The sequence below is a fragment of the Bradyrhizobium acaciae genome (assembly GCF_020889785.1).
In the GTDB taxonomy this organism is placed as follows: Bacteria; Pseudomonadota; Alphaproteobacteria; order Rhizobiales; family Xanthobacteraceae; genus Bradyrhizobium; species Bradyrhizobium acaciae.
In genome coordinates, this window is record NZ_JACMYK010000056.1 from 21,800 (window position 1) to 45,155 (window position 23,356).

Below are 23,356 nucleotides of genomic sequence, written 5' to 3' on the forward strand. Positions count from 1 at the left end.
CCGGCGGACCGCGCGCCGGCGCCAATGCCGGCCGGAGGCCGGCCCGGGCCCCGGTTCTGGGGAGGCCTGAACCGGGGCTTAGCTGTTGTTCTGGCCGGGCGAAGGGCTTAGATCAGCATCCTGTGAGACGAGAGGATATCAGGATGCTGCGCGACGACATCAACACTGCGGTCAAGGAAGCGATGAAGGCGAAGGATGAGCGCAAGCTCTCCACGCTGCGCATGGTCAATTCGACCATCAAGAACGCCGACATCGACGCGCGCGGGCAGGGCAAGCCGCCACTCTCGGATGCCGATCTGCTCGGCCTCTTGCAGAAGATGATCAAGCAGCGCCAGGAATCGGTCGAGCTCTACGACAAGGGCGGCCGCGCCGAGCTGGCCGACCAGGAGCGCGCGGAGATCGCCGTGATCACCGCTTACCTGCCGAAGCAAATGTCGGATGACGACGTGAAGGCCGCGATCGCGGCTGTTATCGCCGAGACCAATGCGGCCGGGATCAAGGACATGGGCAAGGTGATCGGCGCCCTGAAGGCGAAATATGCCGGCCAGATGGATTTCGGCAAGGCCAGCGGCCTCGTGAAGGCGGCGCTGGCGGGATAGCAGCGGAGGCTTCCATGTTTCGTGTCGCCGCGGACAGTCTGGAAGCTTACCTCGCCTTTGATCCGGCCCGCACCGCGGATCTCGAACAAGTGCATGCGGTGATGCGAAAGACGGCACCGTCGCTCAAGCGCCACTTCCATGCGGGCTCGCCGGCCGGTGAGGCCGGCATGCGCATGAACATGATCGGCTACGGCCAGTTTCGCTACGCCATCAAGTCCGGCAAGACGGCGGTCTGGCCCGTGATCGGGCTGGCGCTGCAGAAGAACTACATCAGCGTCTATGTCGCCGTGACCCGCGGCGGCAAGCCGCTGGTGTCCTGCTACGCCGGCACGCTCGGCGAATTGCGGGCGGGCGGCAACAATTTCAGCTTCGAGACGTTTGTTGATCTGAAGGCGTCTGCGGTGACGGCGCTGTTCGCCGAGGCCGCCGATATCTTCAAGGCGGATCAGGAGAACCCGGTCCGCTATATGCAGGGCAGCTGAGATCAGTCTGCCTAGGAGACGCCGAGGACCCGTGCAAGGCTGCGCGCAGGCGGCGCTCTCGGGATGAGGTTCTGGATAAACTGGAGACAGGCCATGGCCGATCAGCAAGCTCCTTCCGGTCCGGATCTGACACAAGGTATCGCACTCGCCGAATTCCCGGGCACGATGTTGCTCGGCCATGTCGGTGACGAGGACGTGCTGCTGGTGCGTTCGGGGGCGGATATCTTCGCGATCGACGCACATTGCAGCCACTACCACGGCCCGCTTGCCGACGGCCTGGTCGAGGGCGAGACGGTCCATTGTCCGTGGCATCACGCCTGCTTCGACATTCGCACCGGCGAAGCGGTCGCCGCGCCCGCCTTCAATCCGCTCTCGGTCTGGAAGGTCGAGCGCGAGGGCGATCGCATCATCGTGCGTGAGAAGCGCGAGCAGCCGAAGCCACGCGTCAAAGGCCCGGTCGATGCGCCCGGCAGGATCGTGATTGTCGGCGGCGGCGCGGCGGGCTTTGCCGCCGCCGAGATGCTGCGACGGCAGGACTATCGCGGCAGCATCGTGATGCTGAGCGGCGAGGACGCGCCGCCGGTGGATCGGCCGAACCTGTCAAAGGACTTCCTCGCCGGCAGCGCGCCGGAAGACTGGCTGCCGCTGAAGCCGGATAATTTCTACACGGACGCGGCGATCGATCTGAGACTCAAGACCGAGGTCAAGTCGATCGACACCGGCCGGCGCAATGTCGTACTCGCCGGCGGCGAAGCGCTCCGCTATGACCGACTGCTGCTGGCGACCGGCGCGGAGCCGGCGCGGCTGCCGATCCCGGGGGCGGACCAGCCCCACGTCCATGTGTTGCGCACCTTCGACGATTGCCGGGCGATCATCGCCTCGGCCGACGGCGCGCGCCGCGCGGTTGTGATCGGTGCAAGCTTCATCGGGCTCGAAGTTGCGGCCTCGTTGCGCGCCCGGGAGATCGGGGTTCACGTGGTCGGGCTGGAGCAGCGGCCGCTGGAGCGCGTGCTTGGGCCTGTGATGGGCGATTTCGTCCGTGCGCTGCACGAGGAGCATGGCGTGGTCTTCCATCTCGGTGACACCGTAACCGCGATCGAAGGCAAGCGCGCGCACCTGAAGAGCGGGCCCGTGCTCGACGCCGATTTCGTCGTGCTCGGTGTCGGCGTGAAGCCGCGCCTGGCGCTGGCGGAAGGGGCCGGGCTCGCGATCGATCGCGGGGTGAAGGTGGACGCCTATCTCGAGACCAGCGAGCCCGGCATCTACGCAGCCGGCGACATTGCGCGCTGGCCCGATCCGCACAGCGGCGAGAACATCCGGGTCGAGCATTGGGTGGTGGCCGAGCGCCAGGGCCAGACCGTCGCGCGGAATATGCTTGGGCATCGCGAGGTGTTCGATGCGGTGCCGTTCTTCTGGAGCCAGCATTACGACGTGCCGATCAATTATGTCGGCCACGCCGAGCAGTGGGATGAGATCGCGGTGGACGGCAGCATTGCCGGCAGGGATTGCATGCTCCGCTACAAGCGCGGCGGGCGCGTGCTTGCGGTCGCGTCGATCTATCGCGACCTCCAAAGCCTCAAGGCCGAGGTCGCGATGCAGCGGGCGGCGGCCTGACCGCTTTCGCCTCAGGCAGGGGTTTGTGGTCTGACGGCAATGCTCTAATCTGCGGCCATGCTTCAGGAAGCCAAGACCTACGACGAGCTCTACCGCAACTTCCGCTGGGACATTCCGGCGCGCTTCAACATGGCCAACGCGTGCTGCGACCGCCATGCCGACGGCACCGGCCGGCTTGCGCTGATCTATGTCGACGAGGATGGCGGCACCACGCGGACCTCGTTCGACGAGGTCGCGGATGCCTCGCGCCGCTTCGCCAATGTCCTGACCGCCGACGGCCTGGTGCGCGGTGACCGCGTCGCGGTGTTCCTGTCGCAATCGCTCGAATTGCCGGTCGCGCATCTTGCGGCGTTCCGGGCAGGGATGATCTCGATCCCGCTGTTCGCGCTGTTCGGCGAGGACGCGCTCGAATTCCGCCTGTCCAACTCGGCCGCCAAGGCCGTCATCACCGACGAGGCCGGCTGGGAGAAGATCGCGAAGATCCGCGATCGCCTGCCCGACTTGAAGAACGTCTATATCGTCGGCGAGAAGACGCCGGCCGGTACCAAGCCGTTCTGGGGCGCGATCAAATCGGCGTCTCCGGAATTTGCCACGGTCGATACGTCGGCCGACGATCCCGCGCTGATCATCTACACCTCCGGCACCACCGGTAATCCAAAAGGCGCGCTGCATGCGCATCGCGTCGTGCTCGGCCACCTGCCCAATGTCGAGATGTGCCACAACTTCCTTCCCAGGCCGGGCGATCTGATGTGGACGCCGGCCGATTGGGCCTGGATCGGCGGCCTGATCAACGGCCTGTTCGCGTTCTGGTACCACGGCATTCCGATGGTCGGTCACCGCGCCCGCAAGTTCGAGCCGCAGGCGGCAATGCAGATGATGGCCGAGCTCGGCATCCGCAACGTGTTCCTGCCGCCGACCGCGCTGAAGCTGATGCGGCAGGCCGATGTGAAGAACTCAGGCGTCAAGCTGCGCAGCATCTTCACCGGCGGCGAGTCGCTCGGCGGCGAATTGCTCGGCTGGGTGCGCGAGACCTTCGGCATCGATGCCCATGAGGTGTTCGGCCAGACCGAATGCAATCTCGTGATCGGCTCTAACTCCAACCTGTTTCCGATCCGGCCGGGCTCGATGGGCCGGGCCACGCCGGGCTTCGACGTCCGCATCGTCAACGACAAGGGCGAGGAGCTGCCGCGCGGACAGCGCGGCATCATCGGCGTGCGCCAGCCGTGCCCTTGCACCATGCTCGAGTACTGGCGCAATCCCGAGGCCACCGCGAAGAAGTATGCCGGCGAATTCCTTTTGACCGGCGATCTCGGCGTGCAGGATGAGGACGGCTATTTCTGGTACGTCAGCCGCGAGGACGATGTCATCACCACCGCCGGCTATCGCGTCGGCCCGTCCGAGATCGAGCACACGTTGATGAAGCATCCGGCGGTCGCGATGTCGGCGGTGGTCGGCATCCCCGATCCGATCCGCACCGAATCGATCAAGGCCTGGATCGTGCTGCGCCCCGGCCATGCGCCGAGCGACGCCTTGGCGCGCGAGATCCAGGAGTTCGTCAAGGTCCAGCTCGCCGCCCACGAATATCCGCGTTTCGTGCAGTTCGCCGACAGCCTGCCGATGACGGCGACCGGCAAGGTGCTGCGGCGGGAGCTAAGGGCGCTGGGCTAGCCGGCACTGACATTGATCCGTGTCAATGCGGGCCTCGCTGTCGCCTGCATCGATGCCCGCTCATTCATTCGCGGCAAGGCTGATGTCGGTCTCTGGCAAGTTCGATCCGGTGGTGCGCAAGATCCGCGTGGCTGATATCGCGGAGGCACTGGGGCAGGGGTTGCGCGATTTCCAGGCGGTGCCGCTCTATGGATTGATGTTCGGCGCGATCTACATGCTCGGCGGCAATGCGATCCTGCTCTGCCTGACCGCGCTCGGCATGGTCTATCTGGCCTATCCGCTCGCAGCAGGGTTTGCCTTGATCGGCCCGTTCGTCGCGATCGGTCTGTACGAGGTCAGCAGGCGTCGCGAAACGGGCGAGCCGATCTCGCTCGGTGCGATCTGGTCGAAGCTGCGCTCGCGGGGCGAAATCGGCTGGATGGCGTTCGTCACGCTGTTCGTGTTCGTGATCTGGATGTACCAGGTGAGGCTGCTGCTCGCGCTCCTGCTCGGGCTCAACGTATCCTTTTCCAGCCTTCGCGAGTTCATCACAGTGGTATTGACCACCAATGAGGGCCTGCTGTTCCTGGCGATCGGCAATGTCGACGGGGCGGCGTTGTCTCTGATCCTCTTCTCGCTGACGGTGATTTCGTTCCCGCTGCTGCTGGATCGCGAGGTCGACTTCGTCACCGCTATGATCACGAGCGTGCGCGCGGTCGTGACGAGCCCGCTGCCCATGATCGGATGGGCGGCGGTGATCGTCGTGCTGTTGATCGTCTCGGCGATCCCCTATTTCCTCGGCCTTCTCGTGACAATTCCGGTGCTGGGGCACACGACCTGGCATCTCTACCGCCGCATCGTGGTCCCGCTCGGCTCCTTTGCCGACCCGATGCTGCGAAGGGAGTAAATCTATGTTGGCATCGGGATTCCCAATTCCCTCAGCGCGGCCAGCATGCGCAGCGGCGGCTCCATCGGGATCACCATGGCTTTGCCGGTCTCCAGCAGGCTCTTCAGGCTGGAGAGGATCGCCGGCCAGCCGGTCCTGCCGCCGGACAGGATGTCGTCGCTGATCGGGCGGTCATGCGACTGCAACATCGTCAGCTTCACGCCGTCGCCGGCTGGCTCGATCTCGTAAGTGACGAGCGTCGGTCCGAGCTTTTCGACGAGCTGCGGCCAGTTGACGTTGAAGGTGACGGTCAGCCGCTTCCGGGGATCGCACTCGATCACCTCGCCGGAGATGTGCAGCGCGCCGTTGGGCGTGCGTACGATGTAGGCGCCACCGACCCGGAGATCGACCTCGACCGCGTTGCCGGAGAAATACTGCCGGCTGAATTCGGCGTTCGTCAGCGCCTGCCACACCTTCTCGGGTGTCGAGGCGATGTAGATCGCATAGACGATCGCCGGCTTGAATTTCTCGATGTTCATGTCTGTTCGCGTCCGTCGATAGATTTTCATGGCTCTAGTGGCAGTCGACGCCGAGCGCTTCGACCGGAATCTTGAATGCCTTGCCGGTCTCGAGCAGGCTCTTGAGTCCGGACAGGATCGCAGGCCAGCCCTTGGCGATGCCCTCATACAGCTTGCTGCCGACGCCGAAGCCGTCATGCGTGACGGTCAGCTTGACCACGTTGCCGACGGGCTCGATCGTGAAGACGACTCTGGTCGGCGGCTCCTTGCCCATCTCGGTATCCAGTTGGTGCTTGAAGCTGTAGGCGAGGCGGCGCGGCCGGTCGAACTCGAGGATCTCGCCGGTGTCGGTGACCTTGCCGTTCATCACCAGCGCCACCGGCGCGCCGACGGTCCAGTTCGACCTGAGCTCGGTGTCGAACCAGTATTGCTGCGTGAACTCGCTCGATGTCAGGGCATCCCACAGCTTCTCCGGCGTGGTCTCGATGTAGGTGACGTAGACGAATTCGGGCTTAGGCATGGGAGGCCTCCCTGGCGCCGCTGGTGAGCAGGTCGGCCGGCAGTTCGCGCCCGGTCTCGAGGAAGCTCTTCAGGCTGGCGATGACCATCGGCCAGCCGCCGGAGATGTCGCGCAGCGTCTTCGGACCGAGGTTGTCGTGCGTCACAGTCAGCTTGACGACCCCGCCGTGGGGTTCGATGTCGAACGTCACGCGCGAGACCTGCTCGCGCTCGACGCCTTCCTTCACGACGTCCCAACTATAGGCGAGCCTGTTCGGCGGATCGGCGATCAGCACCTCGCCTTGCACGGCGCGGCTGCCGTTCTTGGCGAAATGATAAAGCGAGCCGACCTTCCACTCGGAGCTGGCGCGATAGCCGAACCAGAAGCGCTCGGTGAACTCGCTCGATGTCAGCGCGTGCCACAGCTTCTCGGCCGTGGTCTCGATATAGGTGACGTAGACGTAGTCCGGCTTACTCATCACGCTTCTCCAATTGTCGTTTCAATTCGCTGAGCGCGGCGAGTTTCCCGCGCTCGAACTTCCTGATCCACCGCTCGCCGATCTGATGGATCGGAACCGGGTTGAGGTAATGCAGCTTCTCGCGGCCATGCCTGATCGTGGTGACGAGGTTGGCCTCCTCGAGAATCCCAAGGTGCTTGGTGACGGCCTGACGCGTCATGTCGAGGCCGTCGCAGAGCTCACCGAGCGTCTGCCCGTTCTGTTCGTGAAGCCGGTCAAGCAGCGTCCGCCGTGAGGCATCCGCGAGAGCTTTGAAGACTTCATCCATGGGTCGGATAATAGGCAACCAGATGGTTGCATGTCAAGAGCGTGTGTTTGGAGCACCGGCATCGCCGTGCTAGCGTTCCGTGCAGCCAACGCAGATTGGCGCGGAACATGGGGTGGTGCGCATGGGTGGTCGCGTTACGGCAGTTTGCTGCACGTTTCTTCTCGTCCTGCTCGCAAATGGTGCGAGCGCCCAGCAGCCGAAGATCGGCGACCCGCCCGAAGCGTCCAACATGCGGCTGGTTGGAACCAACGATCTGCAGGCGCGCAGCGCCTATCAGCCGACCATTCATCATCAGGGCGACCGCTGGATCGCCTATATCGGCCATCACGGCGGCACCGACGACATTCCCGATCCCGTCAATCCGATGACCGGCAAAGCCGAGCCGAACGGCACCTCGATCGTCGACGTCACCGATCCCGCGCATCCCAGATATCTGCGGCACATTCCCGGACAGGAAGGCAAGTATGAATCCGGCGGCGCGCAGATGGTGCGGATCTGTGACGGCAAGGATCTGCCGAAGGGCGACCGCAACACGGTCTACATGCTGCGCACCTTCGGCAGCGAAGCGCATGAGATCTGGAACGTGGCCGATCCCGCCAATCCCGTGCTCGTCACCCGGATCGGCGGGTTGAAGGACACGCACAAGAATTTCTGGGAGTGCAGCACCGGCATCGCCTTCCTGGTATCGGGCGCACCGGATTGGCGCACCCGGCGCATGACGCAGATCTACGATCTCTCCGATCCCGCCCATCCTGTGAAGATCAGGGATTTCGGCCTGCCGGGGCAGGAGCCGGGCGCGACCGGCGCGGTGCCGACCGAGCTGCACGGGCCGATCTCGACCGGGCCGAAGGGCAACCGCGTCTATTTCGGCTACGGCACCAACAAGGGCGGCTTCCTGCAGATCGTCGACCGCGACAAGCTCTTGAACGGGCCGAAGGAGCCGACGCCGGACAATCTGACATTCCCGGAGATCGCGCGGATGCCGCTGTCGGCGATGAACGGCGCGCACACGGTGTTTCCGATGCCGGGCATGCCGATCGCGGAGTTCGTTCACGACAAGGACGGCAAGAGCCGCGACATCGTGATGATCGTCGACGAGGCGATCCTCAACGAATGCGGCGAGGCGCGGCAGATGGTGTGGTTCGCCGATGTCACCACCGAGACGCGGCCGATGATGATCTCGAGCTACACCGTGCCCGAGGCCTCCGGCTCATTCTGCGAGCGCGGCGGCCGGTTCGGCTCGCATTCGTCGAATGAGAGCATGGCGCCGGTCTACTACAAGAAACTGGCCTTCATCGCCTTCTTCAACGCCGGTGTCCGCGCGCTCGATATCCGCGATCCCTATCACCCCAAGGAAGTCGGCTACTTCATTCCCTCCATCACGGCGGCGACCGACAAGCGCTGTGTCACGATCGACGGCCGTGACCGCTGCAAGATCGCGATCCAGACCAACAATGTCGAGACCGACGATCGCGGCTACATCTACGCGGTCGATCGCGCCAACACCGGGCTGCATATTCTCGAACTGACCGGCGCGGCGCGTGCCGTTGCCGGCCTGCCGTGAGCACGCGATGATGCGCTCGTGGCCGGTCATCGCGGCGATGTTCCTGGCGCTCGGCGGCCTGTCGGCCGTGGCCGGCTACGAGATGGCGCCGCCGCGCGCCGCGCAGTGGCACGAAATCGCCTGGCCGTTCCCGCGCGACGGCTGGCCGGCCGGCCGTGCCTTCCGTTGCGGCGCTGCGGAGTGCGGCATTGATGTCGAGGTCTATCTCAGGCCGAAGCTCGGCTTCTGCAACTGCGACGGCGGCGTCGCCGATGATGACGAGGTCGATCGGGTTTCCGATGTCGACATGATCACCCCGCGCTTTGCGCCGCTGAAGGCGGGCGATGTCATTGATGTCGCCGGCATGCCGGGACGGATCAGGGCTTATGAAGTCGAGATGCGCGGCGGCATGCGTACAGCGATCGGGATCGCAGTGTCGCATCGCTGCGATCTGATGGCGGTGGCGGCGCAGGGCAGGGGAGAGGCTGCAAAGGTGCAGCCGATGGTGCTGACGTTTCTGGGGTCGCGAGTGATCGAGCGGTGGATGAGGTCCGCTCTAAATGATCGATAGGTCCGTCATGCCCGGGCTTGTCCCGGGCATCCACGTCTTTATGATCCAGTGCGCTACCATAAGACGTGGATGGCCGGGACGAGCCCGGCCATGACGAACGCTCAAGCCGGATTTCGATCATGTCCCTGCAAGCCTATTTCGCCTTCGTCGCCGCCTGCATTGCGCTGGCGCTGTTGCCTGGTCCGATCGTCACGATGGTGATCGCGAACGGGCTGCGCTACGGCACGCGCGCCGCGCTGACCAATGTGCTGGGCGCGCAGGTCGGGCTTGCGATCGTGATCGGCATTGTCGCGGTCGGCCTGACCTCGCTGATGGCCACCATGGGTTACTGGTTCAATTGGGTGCGCTTCGCCGGCGCCGCCTATCTGGTCTGGCTCGGCATCAAGCTGATTCGCTCGCCGGTCGAAGGTGTCGGCACCGACGACAAGCCGCCGCCGCCGCGCGGCGGCTTCTTCCTGCAAGGCTTTCTGGTGCTGCTCTCGAACCCGAAGGTGCTGGTGTTCTTCGGCGCCTTCATCCCGCAGTTCATGGACATGGACAAGCCGCACCTGCCGCAGGTGGCGCTGCTCGGCGTTACCTTCATGGCGACCGCCGTGCTGACCGACGCCGCCTACGCGCTGGCCGCAGGTCGCGCCCGAAAATTCTTCTCCAAGGAGCGGACGCGGCTGATGTCGCGCGTCTCCGGCGGCTTCATGATCGGCGGCGGCATCTGGCTGGCGTTGACGCGGGCGCGGTGAGGCTCAGCTACACGACGATCCGCTCCACCACGTCGCGCACCAGGCCCGTCAGCAGCTCGAGCTTGTAGCCGGTCATCGGCAGCGGTTTTGCCCCCGATGTCGCCAGCTCGGCGGCTTGCGCGATAGTCGCCGCATTGGCTGGCTCACCCTTCAGCGCCGCCTCACTTGCCGCAAGGCGCAGCGGCACCGGGGCGATGCCGCCCGCCGTGATGCGGACCTGCTGGAATATGCCGCCGGTTACCATGGCCCGCACGCAGATCTCGACCAGCGGCCATTCCGCATAGGAGCGGCTGATGGCGCGTTTGTACAGCGCGCGCTCGCCGGCAAGCGGAGCGGGGAGCTCGATCCGTTCGATCCGTTCGCCGGACGCGAGCAAATTGTCGGTTGCGCCGTTGCTGCCGTCGCCGAGCAGGTCGGAGATCGACAATCCGCTGCGCCGGTCCGTGGTGACCTTGGCATCATAGGCCATCAGCGCCATCGCGATCGTCGACGGATGCGGTGCCACGCAGGGGCCGAGATCGAACGCGACGTGGTAGAGATGGTTGCCCGATCGCGCCGGACAGTCGGAGCCACCCTTCTTGAGGCAGGCGATCTGCGGATTGCGGAAGTACCAGCAGCGCGAGCGCTGTGCGAGATTGCCGCCGATGGTCGCCATGTGCCGGATCTGCGGCGTGGCGAGGCCCTGCGCGGCGGCAGTGATGCCGGGATACGCCTGGGCGAGCCGCGCATCCGATGCGACCGCGGCGATTGCGGTCAAGGCGCCGATGCGTGCCGCGCCATCCGTGCTCCACGCGATACCGATCGTATCGGGACTTGCGGTGAGATCGATGATCGATCCGCATGACAGGCCGCTGCGGCGGCGTTCCGACAGGTCGGTGCCGGCGGCGCGGAATTCGGGCGCGGTGATGACCTCTCCGGTTGCGACGCTCATGCGGCGGTCCTCCCCTTCAGCGCGGCGACGATGCGGTCGGGCCGGATTGGAATTTCAGTAAGGCGGACGCCGATCGCGTCGTAGATCGCGTTGGCGACGGCGGCCGAGGTCGGCACCGTCGATGCCTCGCCGATCCCGACGCTGTTGCCGAGCACGTGGTCGAAGCCGGCTTCGTCGAAATGCACATTGATCTCGGGCGTGTCGGCAATGCCGGGGATGCGATAATCCTCCATCCCGGCGGTCAGGACGTCGCCGCTGTTCGGATCGAGTTCACGCGCCTCGTAGAGCGCGTAGCCGAGGCCCTGGATCACCGCGCCGCAAGCCTGGCTCCGCGCCAGGGCGGGCGAAGCGATCTTGCCGACCGCAATCCCGGTATGCACGTTGAGCACGCGGACATGGCCGAGCCAGGTGTCGACTTCGACCTCGATCACCTGCACCGAACTCGGCACGCCGGCGCCGACCGCGATATTCGAGAAGCGCCGCATCATCCAGCCGAACACCATGCCGATCAGGCCGACTTCGCGCAGCGGCGAGCGAATGCCGGGCGCGGTGTTCTTGCCGTCTTCGCCGCGCGCCTCCGTCACCGCGATGTCGGGCGAGCGCGCGATCAGCTCGCGCCAGGGCGCGTTCGAGCCGGGCGCGGGTTTTCGCGTGGCCTGTTCGAGGATCGCGGCCTTCAGTTTCCGCACCGCCTGCAGCGTCGGCGGCATCACCGAAGCCGTGACGCGGCTGCCTCCCGAGCCGGGCCCTTCGGGCAGCGAGGAATCGCCGATCCGCACATCGATGTCAGACGGTTCGAGATCGAACTCGCGCGCGATGGTGTCCGCCAGCACGCTGCGGGTGCCGGTGCCGATGTCCTGCGTCGCGGTGCTGGCGACGATGCGGCCGCCTTTGACCGCGACCTCGACCTTCACGTTGGGCTGCCAGAGATAGAGCCAGTAACCGGTCGCGACCCCGATGCCTCGGCGATAGCGCCCGTTTTGCTGCGGTTTGCGATTGCGCCAGATATCGAGCCCTGACGCCCAGTCGTAGAGCCGCTGGCGGTTGGGATCGGGATCCCAGCGCTTGCGCAGGGCGATCGGATCGACCCTGAGCCGCAGCGCGGCCTCGTCGATCGATTGCTCGACCGCGAACGCCATCGGTGGACCGCCGGGGCCGCGGAAGGCGGCGCCGGGCGGCAGATTGCTGATGACGTCGAAATCCGAAAGGTCCTTCGCCTCGGCCGGATAGATCAGCCGCGCCAGCCCCGCGATGGTCGAGTTGGTGGCGGCCCCCGTATCGGCATGCGCGGTGACGGAGAGCGCTTTCAGGCCGCCCTGGTCGGAAGCGAGCAGCGCGACCTTCAGCTCGGCGGCCGGCCGGTAACCTGCGACCGAGAGCTCCTCTTGCCGATCATAGGCGACGCGCACCGGCGCTTTCGCCTCGCGCGCGAGCTCAATGGCTGCGATCGTCTCGGTGCCGAGGCTGGCCTTCGATCCGAAGCCGCCGCCGACGTGGTCGGCGATCACGCGGACCTTGTCGTGATCGATCTTGTAGCGTTTCGCGATCTGCTCCTTCAGGTGGAACACCTGCTGGGTCGAGGCGTGCAGGGTCAGCCGGTCGCCGTCGAAGCGCGCCACCGCGGCGTGCGGCTCGAGGCATGCATGCTGTTGCGTGGCGGTTCGGAAGGTTGCTTCGACCAGCAGCCGGTTGTTCGCCTGGCGTGCCTCATCCACCCAGCTGCGGGCTTTCTTGGCGCGGGTCGAGAACACCGCGGTGGGCCCGCGGATGTTCTGCTTCCAGGGCGCCGGTCCGCCGGCCGCCTCCGAGACGTTGCCGGCGCGCTTGCGGCTCGCTTTGTCGAACACCACGGGCGCGCCGTCCTTGCGTCCGGCGTCGAGCCCGACCACCGCGGGCAGCTTTTCGCTGCTTACCTTGATCGCGGCCAGCGCAGCCAGTGCGGACTTGCGATCGCTCGCTGCGACCGCCGCAATCGGCTCGCCGACGTAACGCACGATCTTGTCGTCGCCGAGTAGCGATACTGCGACGGCGCCGGCCAGGGCGCGGGCCGGCGCGAGATCGAGCATGGTGATGCGCGCATGCGCGTCGCGCGAGCGCAGGATCAGGCCTTCGAGCTGGCCATCATGGTTGATGTCGACGGTGTATTTCGCCGCGCCCGTCACCTTGTCGCGCGCCTCGATGCGAGGGGCTGCGACGTTGTCGACGTCGAAACGGCCGGCGCAGGCGTCCGCCACCGCGCGGAAAATTCCGTCATAGGCGCCGCAGCGGCAGAGATGGCCCGACAGTGCCGCGCCGATCTCCTCGCGTGAAGGCACCGCCGTCCCCTTGGTCGCGCGCCATTGGTCGCAGAACGCGGTCGCTTCCACGATGAAGCCCGGCGTGCAGAAGCCGCATTGCAGGGCGTCATGTGCCATGAACGCCTTCTGTACCGGATGCAGCTGCGCCGCGCCGATGCCTTCCACCGTCGTCACGGCCTTGCCGGCGGCGGCTTGCGCCGGCATCAGGCAGCTTGCGACCGGCGCGCCGTCGACCAGCACGGTGCAGGCGCCGCAGACGCCGGCGCCGCACACGAGCTTGGTGCCGGTGAGCTTGAGCTGGTCGCGCACGATGTCGATCAGGAGCGCATCGGGATCGTCGGGCAAGGATTCGACGCGGCCGTTGATGGTCGTCGTGGTCATGGCTGTCCTCCAGCTGTCCTGCGTGTCGGCTTTCTCGGGGGCGCTGCCTTCTTGACGGACGGCTTCTCGGATTTCGGTAGTGCGCCGGCGCAGAGGGTCCGCACCATGATCGCCATGTCCTTCAGGAACGCATCGGCCGGCTGCATCGCCGGATACTGCGACTTCGCTGCGTACATCGACATTTCGACCAGCCGCGCGAATTCGACCGGCGAGAGGCCCTGCGGCAGCGCAAGCTGCTGCTTGCGCTCGATCCGCGCGATGGTCGCGACCATGCGCTCCGCGTAGCGCGCGGCATAGGTCTGGTAGAGGTCGCGGGCGTGCACGAGGTGTTCGGAATACAATTCCTCGAGGTGCGGCGAGCCGTCCAGCGAGGCGATCATGGTCGACATCCGCGCGGTCATCCCCGCGGCAAGAATGTCGCCGAGATTGCCGCCCGCGGTTTCCGCCTCGGCAACGGCCGTCTCCTCCGCCGCGATCGCGGATTCATGGATGCGCTCGATCACGGCGCGAAACAGCGCTTCCTTGGACTCGAAATGGTGATAGAGCGCCTGCCGCGTCAGGCCGGCCGCCTCGGCGACCTGCTCGATCGAGGAGCGGCGAAAGCCGTGCCGGCGGAACACCAGCATGGTGGCATCGAGAATGCGGGTTTTTGGTCCCATTTGACGATTTTGACAAATTCAGGAGAACTGTCAAATCGCGATTTGGTGAGGCGGGTCGCCGCCCCGCCCGCGCCTGTGTGAGCCGCATCACGGATGGTCGTGCGCAGGCTGCGTAAAGCTTCGTCGTGCAGTGGCGAGCCTGCTCGCCCGGAGCTTGCGAGGACACGGAGATGACACAGGTCTACTTCCATTGCTCGAATACGCGCGGGGTGCTGATGGATCGCCGCGGCACCTCGGTGACGAGCCTCACCGAGGCCTGCGAGGCGGCGACCTCCATGATGCGCTCGCTGGTCGCAACGGTCAGTCTGGAAGACTGGCGCGACTGGGCTGTGCATGTCAGCGACGAGGACGGCGAGGAGATCGTGATCCTGCCCTTCGCATTCGTGCTCGGCAAAGCGCACTGAGGGCGAGCCATGCCGTCATTGCAGCCGCCATTGTCATCACCTCGCCGTTGCATGAATGCGATCGCGACCGGCTGGCGGAATTTCATCGAGCGAGTTCGCGATCCCTACCGGCCCGAGCTGCACTATATGCGCGGGCCGGGCCCCAGATGGCATGCGAAGCATCCCGTTCAGGCCGCACCGGCTGGTTGACGCAGACCCGATCGCCGCGATTCCATTTAGAACGGCCCTAAGAATTCTGCTGCAGCCGAGGCGCATCGTCGCAGTTCCCGCAGCCGCTCGTTGCGTGATCGCAACACGCGCAACGATACGTCCAAGGCTGGACGGGTTCTAAGCGCTGTGCGGCCGCGCGCATCTTTCACCGTGTTAGTGACGGCAACAATGGAGTCTCTGAAATCAGGTAGCGAAGTTGACTGCGACGACCAAATCCCTGCGGCGATGGGGCGCCGTCCATAAATGGACCAGCCTGATCTGCACATTGTTCATGCTGCTGTTGTGCATCACCGGCCTGCCGCTGATCTTCCACGACGAGATCGATGATCTCCTGCACAACCAGGTCAAACCGGCCGAGGCGCCGGCAGGCACGCCTCCGGCCAATCTCGACCATCTGCTCGCCAGCGCGCTCGCTCAGGCGCCGGGCAAGGTGCCGCACTTCCTGATCTGGGATCGTGACGAGCCCGGCGCGATGTGGGTCAGCGTCGGTCCGACGATCGATGCAGATCCGACCAACAACCTGCTTATCCGAATGGATACGCATACCGGCGCCTATCTCGATTCCCCCGACGTGACCGGCCGCTTCACCTACATCATGCTGAAGCTGCACACCGACATGTTCGCGGGGCTACCCGGAAAGCTGTTTCTCGGCTTGATGGGGATCCTGTTCTGCGTCGCGATCATTTCCGGCATCGTGGTCTATGCGCCGTCGATGCGGAAGCTGCGTTTCGGCGCCTACCGCGCCCAACGGACACGTGCCGTGCGCTGGCTCGACGTCCACAATCTCGCAGGCATCCTGCTGGTCGCCTGGACACTCGTTGTCGGCTTCACCGGCGTCATCAACACCTGGGCCGATCTCGTGCTCAAGATGTGGCAATTCGGCCAGCTCGCCGAGATGACCGCGCAGTACAAGGACCGGCCGGTGCCCTCGAAGCTGACCTCGCTGAACGACGCGGTTGAAGTGGCGAGGCACGCGGTGCCCGGAATGACGCCGAGCTTCGTCGCCTTCCCGGGAACTCTGTTCAGCAGCAAGAGCCATTACGCGGTGTTCCTGCACGGCGATACGCCTCTGACCTCGCGGCTGCTGAAGCCTGCATTGATCGATGCCGAAACCGGCACGCTGACCGACAGCCGCGACATGCCCTGGTATGTGTCGACACTGTATGTCTCGCAGCCGCTGCATTTCGGCGATTACGGCGGCATGCCGCTCAAGATCGTCTGGGCGCTGCTCGACATCCTCACCATCTTCATCCTGGTGACCGGCGTGTATTTGTGGATGCGCCGCCGCAGAACGGGCGTGAGCCAGGAGCGCGCCATCGCCAACGCCGCCTCCATCGACAACCCCGCACTCACGTCGTGACATCGGCATGGTCGTACATCGTTCATTGACCCGGATATTCGCCGCTCCGCTCGTCATTGCGATCGTGAGCACGGTGGGATTGATCAGCGCGCTGGTCGGCGACGGCTGGTGGGATGCCGTGTCCTGGGTGGCGCTCGGCCTGCCGGTGCTGCTCTATCTGCTTTTCATCTGGCGGCGCCGGCCGAACTGACGCTGCCTTTCCCCGCACGCGGGGCGAGGTGAAGCGGAGGCCGTCGTATGCCCTAGATCAGCGCTTCTGCGCGCAAGGTCGTCTCGATCTCGCCGAGGATGCGCGCCAGCCGCTCGGCCCACGCCGTCTCGCCGGCCTGGTCGGAGATCAGGTCCTGGCGGATCTCGATGCCCGAATTCATCAGGCCGCGTTTCTCGCCATGCACGGGGATCGTGTAGTCGGTCTCGTCGCTGACCGCATAAGGCTCGTTGTCGCCGACCACGAGATCGCCTTCGCTGCGCAGATGCTTCAGCAGCCGCGGCGGCAGCATCGTGTCGCGGTGGTAGAGTGTGCCGATGTGCCAGGGGCGGGTGATGCCGGCATAGATCGGTGTGAAGCTGTGCAGCGACACCAGCACCGTCGGCATGCCTTGCCGCGCACGTTCGTCGATGACCTCTTCGATGCGCTGATGATAGGGATCGAAGATCTGCGCGCGCCGCATCTCGGCGGCTTCGCGCGACAGGCCTTCATTGCCCGGCACCGTGGTGGCTTCGCTGATCAGCGGCACCGAGCTTGCGACATGGGGTGGACGGTTGCAGTCGATCACGAGCCGCGAGTAGCGCTGCGCGATCAGATGCGCGCCGAGCAGGTCGGAGAGCTGGGTTGCGACGCCGGCGATACCGATGTCCCAGGCGATGTGCCGCTCGAACTCGGTTTCGGGCAGGCCGAGATCGCCGAGCGGCGAGGGAATCAGCCGGCCGTAGTGGTCGCAGGTGAATAGGAACGGCGAGCCGCCGGCAGGGTTACGTTCAAGAACCGGTGAAACATCGGTGCTTGCGAGCAGAAACGATGGACCGCCGCCGTAATTCAAGGGCCTTTTTCCTCAACTTTGCCTATTCAAGCGGCATGCTGGTTTGGAATCGAGCAGCTTTCTCTATAGATTATACGGTCCGAAATCACGATGATTGTTTGAAGATGCCGCTCCTGACCATCCATCACAAGACCGTTTATCGCTACGCGCGCCCGGTGGCGTTCGGCGAACACCGCATCATGCTGCGCCCCCGCGACGGCCACGATCTGCGCGTGCTCGACAGCGCGCTTGTGATCGATCCGCAGCCGATGTCGCTGCGCTGGATCCACGATGTGTTCGGCAACAGCGTGGCGATCGCCGCCTTCGACGAGCGCGCCGACACGCTGTCCTTTGTCTCGACCGCGACGGTGGAGCACAATCCGGCCGATACGTTCGCGCTGACGCCGGACGATCCTGCCTACTTTTATCCGTTTCTCTACGACGATGAGGAATTCCCCGACCTGCAGCAGTTCATCACGCCGCAATATGGCGACCCGAACGGCGAGCTGTCGGCTTGGGCGCGGAGCTTCCTCGATGTCGAGGCGCCGACGCTGACTTTCAAGATCCTCAGCGAAATGACCCATGGCATTCGCGAGGCGTTCAGCTATCGCAAGCGTTATGAGCAGGGCACCCAGCATCCGCTCGATACGCTGCGCACGAAGTCCGGCACCTGCCGCGACTATGCGCTGTTCATGATCGAGGCGCTGCGCCGGCTCGGAATCGCCGCGCGCTTCGTCTCCGGCTATCTCGCGATGCCCCCCGGCAGCGCGCATGGCTATGTCGGTGGCGGCTCGACCCACGCCTGGGTGCAGGTCTATCTGCCGAGCGCAGGCTGGATCGAGTTCGATCCGACCAACGGCATCGTCGGCACCCGCGATCTGATTCGCGTCGCGGTCGCGCGCGATCCGCGCCAGGCGGTTCCGCTGCATGGCGTCTATCTCGGCGCCGCGGATGCTTATCTCGCGATGGATGTCGACATCAAGGTCGTCTCGGTCGGCGAGAGCGTGGCGGAGCGGGAGACGGCCTGACGATGCAGATCAGGGTCGGCTTCGAGATCACATACACGGCGGCGCAGCCGACCCCGATGGTGATCATGCTGTCGATCCATCCCTCGCGCTACGCCGACATCGTCGGCACCGAGAGCATTTCGACCGAGCCGGATGTCCCGATCGGCCTCTATCGCGACGGCTTTGGCAACGTCTGTGGGCGTCTGGTTGCGCCAGCCGGCGGCGTCACTTTCCGCGGCAACGCGCTGGTGCGCGATTCCGGATTGCCCGACATCGTCAATCCGGCGGCGCAGCAGCTGCCGGTCGAGCAGTTGCCCGATGACATGCTGCTCTATCTGATGCCGAGCCGCTATTGCGAGACCGACAAGCTGACCGACATCGCCTGGTCGCTGTTCGGCAACTCGCAGCCCGGCTGGGCGCGGGTGCAGGCGATCACCGATTTCGTGCATCACCATGTGACGTTCGGCTACCAGCATGCCCATCACATGAAGTCGGCGCACGACGTCTATGAAAGCCGCACCGGCGTTTGCCGCGACTTCGCGCATCTGGCGCTCACCTTCTGCCGCTGCATGGGCATTCCGGCGCGCTACTGCACCGGCTATCTCGGCGATATCGGCGTGCCGCCGGATCCCGCGCCGATGGACTTTTCCGGCTGGTTCGAGGTCTATCTGTCGGGTCAGTGGTACACCTTCGATGCCCGCCACAACACGCCGCGGATCGGCCGCATCCTGATGGCGACCGGCCGCGACGCTGCCGACGTTGCGCTCACCACGAGCTTCGGCCGCATGACGCTGGCGAAGTTCGTCGTGGTGACGGATGAGGTGGTGGCCTGAACTGGTTCCTCGTCATTGCGAACGAAGCGAAGCAATCCATTGAGCCGCAGGGGCGAACCGAAGTATGGATTGCATCGTCGCTTCGCTCCTCGCAATGACGGCTGTACAAATTCCCATGACCTCCGACCTCCTCTTCGTCTACGGCACGCTGATGCGCGGTTTCGACCATCCGATGGCGAAACTGCTCGCAGGCAACGCCGAATTCCTCGGGCCGGCGCAGTGTCGTGGCCGGCTCTACCTCGTGAAGCACTATCCGGGCCTCGTCGTGTCGGACGATCCCGCCGACATCGTGCATGGCGAATTGTTCCGCCTGCGCGAGCGCGAGGCCATGCTGCGTGAATTCGACATGTACGAAGCCTGCGGTGAAGGCTTTCCGCCGCCGACCGAATATCTCCGCGAACTGCGCGAGGTCACGCGCGCCGACGGCAGCGCGAGCCAGGCGTGGACCTATCTCTACAACTGGCCGGTCACCGAACTGCCGCGGATCGTGTCAGGAAAGTTTCTGGAGCACTAAAGCACACTTTGTCGTGCCCGGGCTTGACCCGGGCATCCATCTCGCTTCGCAAAGCGTCCTTCCTTTGATGGATGGCCGGGTCAAGCCCGGCCATGACGAAAGGGACATCACACTTCCCGCTCGACGCGGATGTCGACCTCGCGCTCGACGAAGCTCCATTCCTCGGTCGCGCGCAGCATGGCGACCAGCTCGTCGAACAGGCTGGCATGGTCTGGCGCGAATTCGAACCAGGTCAGGAAGTCGAAGGGCATGCCGAGGTCGCGGGCGTGAAACAGCTGGCGGGCGATGGCGGGGAGGAATTTCAGGGTGCCGGCGATGTGGTGCGACTTGTCCTCGAAGATCTTGCGGCGCTCCTCCTGCGTCAGCTCCCACCAGGCCGCCGATTTCCGGATCGGGATCAGCGCCGCGTGCGTTGCCTCGCTGCGGCCGAGCCCGGCCTGCACGGCGGCGAGTTTCTCGCGCTCCTCCTTCTCGGTGTAGCGCAGATGGCTGGCAACGCCGGCAAGCCGCCAGGAGGTCTGCGCCGGCAGCAGCGGCAGCGCGATCGCCTCGCTCGCAACGATCGACAGCGCGGCAACCTTCGGCAGCGTCTCGCCCTTCACCCGCGTGATGGACGTGACCTGCCAGCCACCGCTCTGTCCGCCTCGGAACGTCGTGAACATGGCCTATCCAATCCCGGAAGCGGGAAGGGAGCAAGCTTGCCGCGCAAGCTCTCCACCGTGGATTCGGGGGTAGCCCGCTCGACGGAGCCATGACAGACCGGGCCTGTGAATAGCCCGGAAAAGCCCCACATTGTTCGGCATGCTTGGTCGTGCCGCTATATGGCTAACCGGTTGTCCGCGATTCGCCGCCCGAGCCCAGAATCCTAACTGATGCGTTTCACGCCCGAATTCCTTGATGAACTGCGCGCCCGGCTTCCGGTCTCGGAAGTCGTGGGCAGGCGCGTCAAGCTCAAGAAGGCCGGGCGGGAGTGGAAGGGTCTGTCACCGTTCCAGCAGGAGAAGACGCCGTCGTTTTTCGTCAACGACCAGAAGCAGGCCTGGTTCGACTTCTCCTCCGGGCTGAACGGCAACATCTTCGACTTCCTGATGAAGACCGAGGGCGTGACCTTCCCCGAGGCGGTGGAACGCCTGGCGGCGATGGCGGGCGTGTCGCTGCCGGCCGTGACGCCCGATGCGGCGCGGCACGAGCAGCATCGCCGCACCCTGCATGACGTGATGGAACTGGCGACAAAATTCTTCGCCGACACGCTGGCCTCGCGCAACGGTGCCAAGGCGCGCGGCTATCTCGCCGACCGCAGCATCTCGCCGGCGACCCAGCTCCAGTTCCGGATGGGCTACGCACCGCCGGATCGCTTCGCGCTGAAGGAGCATCTGGGCGCGTTAGGCATCTCGACCGAGGACATGGTGGAGGCGGGGCTTCTGGTGTCCGGCGAGGACAAGCCGGTGCCGTTCGATCGCTTCCGCGACCGCGTCATGTTTCCGATCACGGACGGCCGCGGTCGCGTCATCGCGTTCGGCGGTCGCGCGCTGGAGAAGGACGTCCCCGCGAAGTACCTGAATTCGCCGGAAACCACGCTGTTTCACAAGGGCGACAATCTCTACAACCTGTTCACCGCGCGCCAGGCCGCGCATGACGGCGCGCAGCTGATCGTCGTCGAGGGCTATGTCGATGTCATTGCGATGGTGACATCGGGCTTTCCCGGCGCCGTCGCGCCGCTCGGCACCGCGCTGACCGAGAACCAGCTCGGCCTGCTCTGGAAGATGGTGGACGAGCCGATCCTCTGCTTCGACGGCGACCGCGCCGGGCAGAAGGCTGCCTATCGTGCTGCCGACCTTGCATTGCCGCAGCTCAAGCCGGGCAAGAGCCTGCGTATCGCGCTGCTGCCGGAAGGCCAGGATCCCGACGATCTCGCCCGCTCCGGCGGCCGCGGGGCGATCGAGGAGGTGATCTCGGCGGCGCGTCCGCTCGCCGACATGATCTGGTCGCGCGAGATCGAGGGCGGCAATTTCGACACGCCCGAGCGCCGCGCCGCGCTGGAGGCGCGGATCGGCGAGATGACCAACGGCATCCGCGACGAGGTGGTGCGCCGCTATTACCGGCAGGATTTGCAGGAGCGGCTGCAACGCAACTTCGCCCCGGAGGGCGGCCGCGGCGGTTACGGCCGCGGTGGCGGCTACGGCAGGGGCAATTTCGGCGGCGGCCGTGGCGGCGAATCACCCCGCCACTTTGTCCCCCGCGGGCCGGCCCAAGGTGGCCGGTTTGGCGCCAAGGGCGGCGCCACCCCCGGGATTTCACGGGGTCCCTATCAGGCCGCGAGCCCTCAGCTCGCCAACAGCCCGATCATGCGCGGCCAGCGCAGCGCGATCTCGCGCCGCGAGGCCCTGATCCTGCAATCCCTGATCAATCACCCCTGGCTGCTGCACGACCATCTCGAGGAAGTGGCCGCGCTTGAGCTTGCCCATCCCGAGGCGCACAAGCTCAGGGCCGCCATTATCGCGGCCTTTGCCCACGACCATCACCATTCCCCTGACGTCGAGGAGCAGGCCGAGAAGATGCGCGCCGACCTCGAGGCGGGCGGATTATCGCAGATTCTTCAACGGGTTGAGAAGGCGATCACAACCCAGGCGGTGTGGGGGGCGCAGATCGGCGCCGCGCGCGAGGATGTTTTATCGACCTGGCGCCAACTCGTTGCCTTGCATCAGAAAACCCACGCCTTACTTAGGGAAAGAAAAGATGCGGAAGCGGCCTTGGCTGAAGACTCCAGCGAGGCCAATCTGGCATGGTTGCAGGATATCCAGGCCCGGATGGCAGAAGCCGATGGGACCGAAGCCCTGATTGAAGGGTTCGGCGAATTATCGGGCCGGTTCCAGCGTAATGTCTGATAACAAAAATGCTGCGGACGGCGCTGGCCGAACCCGCAAAAAGACTCGCCAAATCCATGGTTTGGCTGCAAAAACAGGGTTAAGCGAAACTTAATAGCCTCGCGGCTATTTCAGAATGGAAACCGTCGAGACGGCTCAAAGGGGTGGCGAAAATTGCGCCGCCCTTTGCGCGTCGAGAGTTGATCAGGTGAAATTGTGCGAAGTGCGCGCGTGGCGCCATTTTGCATGACCGCGTTTCGGGAGCTTAGTGAATGGCCACCAAGGCAAAGACGCTGCAGGTTAAGGACAAGGAAAAAGACGACAAGGCAGCGGATGCTCCTGAGAAGGATGCCGCTGACGCGCCGTCGCCGTTGCTCGACCTGTCGGATGCCGCGGTGAAGAAGATGATCAAGCAGGCCAAGAAGCGCGGCTTCGTGACCTTCGATCAGCTCAACGAAGTGCTGCCTTCCGACACGACGTCGCCCGAACAGATCGAAGACATCATGTCGATGCTCTCCGACATGGGCATCAACGTCACCGAAGCCGACGATAGCGAAGGCGAGGACGAGAAGGACGACGGCGACGACGAGACCGACAACGAGCTCGTCGAGGTCACGCAGAAGGCCGTCACCGAGGTCAAGAAGTCGGAGCCCGGCGAGCGCACCGACGATCCCGTGCGCATGTATCTGCGCGAGATGGGCACCGTCGAGCTGCTGTCGCGCGAGGGCGAAATCGCGATCGCCAAGCGCATCGAGGCCGGCCGCGAGGCGATGATCGCGGGCCTCTGCGAAAGCCCGCTGACCTTCCAGGCCATCATCATCTGGCGCGACGAGCTCAACGAAGGAAAGATCTTCCTCCGCGACATCATCGATCTCGAAGCCACCTATGCCGGCCCGGAGTCGAAGGGCGGCATCAATCCGAACCTGATCGGCAACAACGGTGCCGAGGGCGCCGCCGCTGAAGGCAATGGCGGTGACGTGCAGGCCGCGCGCCGGC

25 protein-coding genes are annotated in these 23,356 nt (G+C 65.1%); 16 read left to right on the forward strand and 9 right to left on the reverse strand.

All coding sequences use genetic code 11. The features are described 5' to 3' along the window. The first annotated feature begins 143 nt into the window (after positions 1 to 143). From H8A92_RS21365 to H8A92_RS21385, 5 genes are all read left to right on the forward strand, one after another. Entirely contained in the window at positions 144 to 599 is a 456-nt protein-coding gene (locus tag H8A92_RS21365; RefSeq protein ID WP_229197565.1) for a GatB/YqeY domain-containing protein, read from the forward strand. A gap of 14 nt (positions 600 to 613) precedes the next feature. Continuing rightward, complete coding sequence (locus H8A92_RS21370; RefSeq protein WP_229197566.1) at positions 614 to 1,081, forward strand: hypothetical protein; 468 nt, start codon at positions 614 to 616, stop codon at positions 1,079 to 1,081. A 93-nt stretch (positions 1,082 to 1,174) separates the two neighbouring features. After that, positions 1,175 to 2,695, forward strand: coding sequence for an FAD-dependent oxidoreductase (locus H8A92_RS21375; RefSeq protein ID WP_229197567.1), 1,521 nt, complete (start codon positions 1,175 to 1,177; stop codon positions 2,693 to 2,695). A 57-nt stretch (positions 2,696 to 2,752) separates the two neighbouring features. Further along, positions 2,753 to 4,363: an acyl-CoA synthetase gene (locus H8A92_RS21380; RefSeq protein ID WP_229197568.1), complete on the forward strand. Its 1,611-nt coding sequence runs from the start codon at positions 2,753 to 2,755 to the stop codon at positions 4,361 to 4,363. Positions 4,364 to 4,445: 82 nt separating this feature from the next. After that, positions 4,446 to 5,249, forward strand: coding sequence for a DUF2189 domain-containing protein (locus tag H8A92_RS21385; protein ID WP_229197569.1), 804 nt, complete (start codon positions 4,446 to 4,448; stop codon positions 5,247 to 5,249). Positions 5,250 to 5,251: 2 nt separating this feature from the next. Here the strand turns inward: H8A92_RS21385 and H8A92_RS21390 are convergent, their stop codons facing one another. Genes H8A92_RS21390 through H8A92_RS21405 form a run of 4 tightly spaced genes read right to left on the reverse strand, consistent with a single transcriptional unit; the run spans position 5,252 to position 7,030 of the window. Then, positions 5,252 to 5,767, reverse strand: coding sequence for an SRPBCC family protein (locus H8A92_RS21390; protein WP_229197570.1), 516 nt, complete (start codon positions 5,765 to 5,767; stop codon positions 5,252 to 5,254). A 34-nt stretch (positions 5,768 to 5,801) separates the two neighbouring features. Beyond that, complete coding sequence (locus H8A92_RS21395) at positions 5,802 to 6,266, reverse strand: SRPBCC family protein (RefSeq protein ID WP_229197571.1); 465 nt, start codon at positions 6,264 to 6,266, stop codon at positions 5,802 to 5,804. Continuing rightward, complete coding sequence (locus H8A92_RS21400) at positions 6,259 to 6,723, reverse strand: SRPBCC family protein (RefSeq protein WP_229197572.1); 465 nt, start codon at positions 6,721 to 6,723, stop codon at positions 6,259 to 6,261. Before H8A92_RS21400 ends, H8A92_RS21395 begins: the two co-directional genes overlap by 8 nt. Then, a complete protein-coding gene (locus tag H8A92_RS21405) occupies positions 6,716 to 7,030 on the reverse strand; it encodes an ArsR/SmtB family transcription factor (protein WP_229197573.1) in 315 nt (104 codons plus the stop codon). The genes H8A92_RS21400 and H8A92_RS21405 overlap by 8 nt, the downstream gene beginning before the upstream one ends. Before the next feature lie 121 nt (positions 7,031 to 7,151). Between H8A92_RS21405 and H8A92_RS21410 the strand changes: the two genes are divergently transcribed. The 3 genes from H8A92_RS21410 (at position 7,152) to H8A92_RS21420 (ending at position 9,881) form a co-directional block, all read left to right on the forward strand. Then, a complete protein-coding gene (locus tag H8A92_RS21410; RefSeq protein ID WP_229197574.1) occupies positions 7,152 to 8,594 on the forward strand; it encodes an LVIVD repeat-containing protein in 1,443 nt (480 codons plus the stop codon). A 7-nt stretch (positions 8,595 to 8,601) separates the two neighbouring features. After that, on the forward strand, positions 8,602 to 9,144 hold the full coding sequence (locus H8A92_RS21415; RefSeq protein WP_229197575.1) for a hypothetical protein: 543 nt from the start codon (positions 8,602 to 8,604) through the stop codon (positions 9,142 to 9,144). A gap of 119 nt (positions 9,145 to 9,263) precedes the next feature. Beyond that, entirely contained in the window at positions 9,264 to 9,881 is a 618-nt protein-coding gene (locus H8A92_RS21420) for a LysE family translocator (RefSeq protein ID WP_229197576.1), read from the forward strand. Between the two features lie 7 nt (positions 9,882 to 9,888). Here H8A92_RS21420 and H8A92_RS21425 read toward each other — a convergent pair whose 3' ends face one another. From H8A92_RS21425 to H8A92_RS21435, 3 genes are read right to left on the reverse strand one after another with little or no spacing between them, the layout of a single operon-like run. Then, entirely contained in the window at positions 9,889 to 10,812 is a 924-nt protein-coding gene (locus H8A92_RS21425) for an FAD binding domain-containing protein (RefSeq protein ID WP_229197577.1), read from the reverse strand. Further along, positions 10,809 to 13,490, reverse strand: a complete 2,682-nt coding sequence (locus H8A92_RS21430; RefSeq protein WP_229197578.1) for a molybdopterin-dependent oxidoreductase — start codon at positions 13,488 to 13,490, stop codon at positions 10,809 to 10,811. Before H8A92_RS21430 ends, H8A92_RS21425 begins: the two co-directional genes overlap by 4 nt. Then, complete coding sequence (locus H8A92_RS21435; RefSeq protein ID WP_274613436.1) at positions 13,487 to 14,149, reverse strand: TetR/AcrR family transcriptional regulator; 663 nt, start codon at positions 14,147 to 14,149, stop codon at positions 13,487 to 13,489. The genes H8A92_RS21430 and H8A92_RS21435 overlap by 4 nt, the downstream gene beginning before the upstream one ends. Positions 14,150 to 14,319: 170 nt before the next feature. Here H8A92_RS21435 and H8A92_RS21440 point away from each other — a divergent pair, with 170 nt between their 5' ends. The 3 genes from H8A92_RS21440 to H8A92_RS21450 all read left to right on the forward strand — a co-directional run bounded on the left by H8A92_RS21440 (position 14,320) and on the right by H8A92_RS21450 (position 16,313). Continuing rightward, positions 14,320 to 14,553, forward strand: a complete 234-nt coding sequence (locus H8A92_RS21440; protein WP_050426421.1) for a DUF6894 family protein — start codon at positions 14,320 to 14,322, stop codon at positions 14,551 to 14,553. Between the two features lie 406 nt (positions 14,554 to 14,959). Next, positions 14,960 to 16,123, forward strand: a complete 1,164-nt coding sequence (locus H8A92_RS21445; RefSeq protein WP_274613437.1) for a PepSY-associated TM helix domain-containing protein — start codon at positions 14,960 to 14,962, stop codon at positions 16,121 to 16,123. Positions 16,124 to 16,130: 7 nt separating this feature from the next. Continuing rightward, positions 16,131 to 16,313, forward strand: coding sequence for a hypothetical protein (locus H8A92_RS21450; RefSeq protein WP_229197579.1), 183 nt, complete (start codon positions 16,131 to 16,133; stop codon positions 16,311 to 16,313). 52 nt (positions 16,314 to 16,365) lie between these two features. Here the strand turns inward: H8A92_RS21450 and H8A92_RS21455 are convergent, their stop codons facing one another. Then, the gene (locus tag H8A92_RS21455; protein WP_229197580.1) at positions 16,366 to 17,163 is read right to left on the reverse strand and encodes an N-formylglutamate amidohydrolase; all 798 of its coding nucleotides are present in this window, start codon (positions 17,161 to 17,163) and stop codon (positions 16,366 to 16,368) included. Positions 17,164 to 17,267: 104 nt separating this feature from the next. On the opposite strand from H8A92_RS21455, the gene H8A92_RS21460 reads away from it, so the two are divergent. The 3 genes from H8A92_RS21460 to H8A92_RS21470 all read left to right on the forward strand — a co-directional run bounded on the left by H8A92_RS21460 (position 17,268) and on the right by H8A92_RS21470 (position 19,496). Continuing rightward, positions 17,268 to 18,170: a transglutaminase family protein gene (locus tag H8A92_RS21460; RefSeq protein ID WP_229197588.1), complete on the forward strand. Its 903-nt coding sequence runs from the start codon at positions 17,268 to 17,270 to the stop codon at positions 18,168 to 18,170. A 2-nt stretch (positions 18,171 to 18,172) separates the two neighbouring features. After that, entirely contained in the window at positions 18,173 to 18,982 is an 810-nt protein-coding gene (locus tag H8A92_RS21465) for a transglutaminase-like domain-containing protein (RefSeq protein WP_163153190.1), read from the forward strand. A gap of 115 nt (positions 18,983 to 19,097) precedes the next feature. Next, on the forward strand, positions 19,098 to 19,496 hold the full coding sequence (locus tag H8A92_RS21470) for a gamma-glutamylcyclotransferase family protein (protein WP_229197581.1): 399 nt from the start codon (positions 19,098 to 19,100) through the stop codon (positions 19,494 to 19,496). A 107-nt stretch (positions 19,497 to 19,603) separates the two neighbouring features. On the opposite strand, the gene H8A92_RS21475 is transcribed toward H8A92_RS21470, so the two are convergent. Next, positions 19,604 to 20,158 carry a chlorite dismutase family protein gene (locus tag H8A92_RS21475; RefSeq protein ID WP_229197582.1) on the reverse strand — a complete coding sequence of 185 codons (555 nt, stop codon included), beginning with the start codon at positions 20,156 to 20,158 and terminating at the stop codon, positions 19,604 to 19,606. Between the two features lie 210 nt (positions 20,159 to 20,368). On the opposite strand from H8A92_RS21475, the gene dnaG reads away from it, so the two are divergent. Then, positions 20,369 to 22,381 carry a DNA primase gene (gene dnaG, locus H8A92_RS21480; RefSeq protein WP_229197583.1) on the forward strand — a complete coding sequence of 671 codons (2,013 nt, stop codon included), beginning with the start codon at positions 20,369 to 20,371 and terminating at the stop codon, positions 22,379 to 22,381. A 251-nt stretch (positions 22,382 to 22,632) separates the two neighbouring features. After that, positions 22,633 to 23,356 (forward strand): RNA polymerase sigma factor region1.1 domain-containing protein (locus H8A92_RS21485; protein ID WP_274613440.1); only part of this gene is annotated, 724 nt, incomplete at its 3' end.

What these genes read in the sequence shown, in the direction of transcription:
- H8A92_RS21375 (WP_229197567.1), top strand. Translation starts at nt 1,175, where the DNA reads ATGGCCGATCAGCAAGCTCCTTCCGGTCCGGATCTGACACAAGGTATC.
- H8A92_RS21465 (WP_163153190.1), top strand. Translation starts at nt 18,173, where the DNA reads ATGCAGATCAGGGTCGGCTTCGAGATCACATACACGGCGGCGCAGCCG.
- dnaG (WP_229197583.1), top strand. Translation starts at nt 20,369, where the DNA reads ATGCGTTTCACGCCCGAATTCCTTGATGAACTGCGCGCCCGGCTTCCG.
- H8A92_RS21395 (WP_229197571.1), bottom strand. Translation starts at nt 6,266, where the DNA reads ATGCCTAAGCCCGAATTCGTCTACGTCACCTACATCGAGACCACGCCG.
- H8A92_RS21385 (WP_229197569.1), top strand. Translation starts at nt 4,446, where the DNA reads ATGTCGGTCTCTGGCAAGTTCGATCCGGTGGTGCGCAAGATCCGCGTG.
- H8A92_RS21380 (WP_229197568.1), top strand. Translation starts at nt 2,753, where the DNA reads ATGCTTCAGGAAGCCAAGACCTACGACGAGCTCTACCGCAACTTCCGC.
- H8A92_RS21390 (WP_229197570.1), bottom strand. Translation starts at nt 5,767, where the DNA reads ATGAACATCGAGAAATTCAAGCCGGCGATCGTCTATGCGATCTACATC.
- H8A92_RS21435 (WP_274613436.1), bottom strand. Translation starts at nt 14,149, where the DNA reads ATGGGACCAAAAACCCGCATTCTCGATGCCACCATGCTGGTGTTCCGC.
- H8A92_RS21405 (WP_229197573.1), bottom strand. Translation starts at nt 7,030, where the DNA reads ATGGATGAAGTCTTCAAAGCTCTCGCGGATGCCTCACGGCGGACGCTG.
- H8A92_RS21440 (WP_050426421.1), top strand. Translation starts at nt 14,320, where the DNA reads ATGACACAGGTCTACTTCCATTGCTCGAATACGCGCGGGGTGCTGATG.
- H8A92_RS21370 (WP_229197566.1), top strand. Translation starts at nt 614, where the DNA reads ATGTTTCGTGTCGCCGCGGACAGTCTGGAAGCTTACCTCGCCTTTGAT.
- H8A92_RS21410 (WP_229197574.1), top strand. Translation starts at nt 7,152, where the DNA reads ATGGGTGGTCGCGTTACGGCAGTTTGCTGCACGTTTCTTCTCGTCCTG.
- H8A92_RS21450 (WP_229197579.1), top strand. Translation starts at nt 16,131, where the DNA reads ATGGTCGTACATCGTTCATTGACCCGGATATTCGCCGCTCCGCTCGTC.
- H8A92_RS21425 (WP_229197577.1), bottom strand. Translation starts at nt 10,812, where the DNA reads ATGAGCGTCGCAACCGGAGAGGTCATCACCGCGCCCGAATTCCGCGCC.
- H8A92_RS21470 (WP_229197581.1), top strand. Translation starts at nt 19,098, where the DNA reads ATGACCTCCGACCTCCTCTTCGTCTACGGCACGCTGATGCGCGGTTTC.
- H8A92_RS21365 (WP_229197565.1), top strand. Translation starts at nt 144, where the DNA reads ATGCTGCGCGACGACATCAACACTGCGGTCAAGGAAGCGATGAAGGCG.
- H8A92_RS21460 (WP_229197588.1), top strand. Translation starts at nt 17,268, where the DNA reads ATGCCGCTCCTGACCATCCATCACAAGACCGTTTATCGCTACGCGCGC.
- H8A92_RS21400 (WP_229197572.1), bottom strand. Translation starts at nt 6,723, where the DNA reads ATGAGTAAGCCGGACTACGTCTACGTCACCTATATCGAGACCACGGCC.
- H8A92_RS21420 (WP_229197576.1), top strand. Translation starts at nt 9,264, where the DNA reads ATGTCCCTGCAAGCCTATTTCGCCTTCGTCGCCGCCTGCATTGCGCTG.
- H8A92_RS21415 (WP_229197575.1), top strand. Translation starts at nt 8,602, where the DNA reads ATGATGCGCTCGTGGCCGGTCATCGCGGCGATGTTCCTGGCGCTCGGC.
- H8A92_RS21475 (WP_229197582.1), bottom strand. Translation starts at nt 20,158, where the DNA reads ATGTTCACGACGTTCCGAGGCGGACAGAGCGGTGGCTGGCAGGTCACG.
- H8A92_RS21430 (WP_229197578.1), bottom strand. Translation starts at nt 13,490, where the DNA reads ATGACCACGACGACCATCAACGGCCGCGTCGAATCCTTGCCCGACGAT.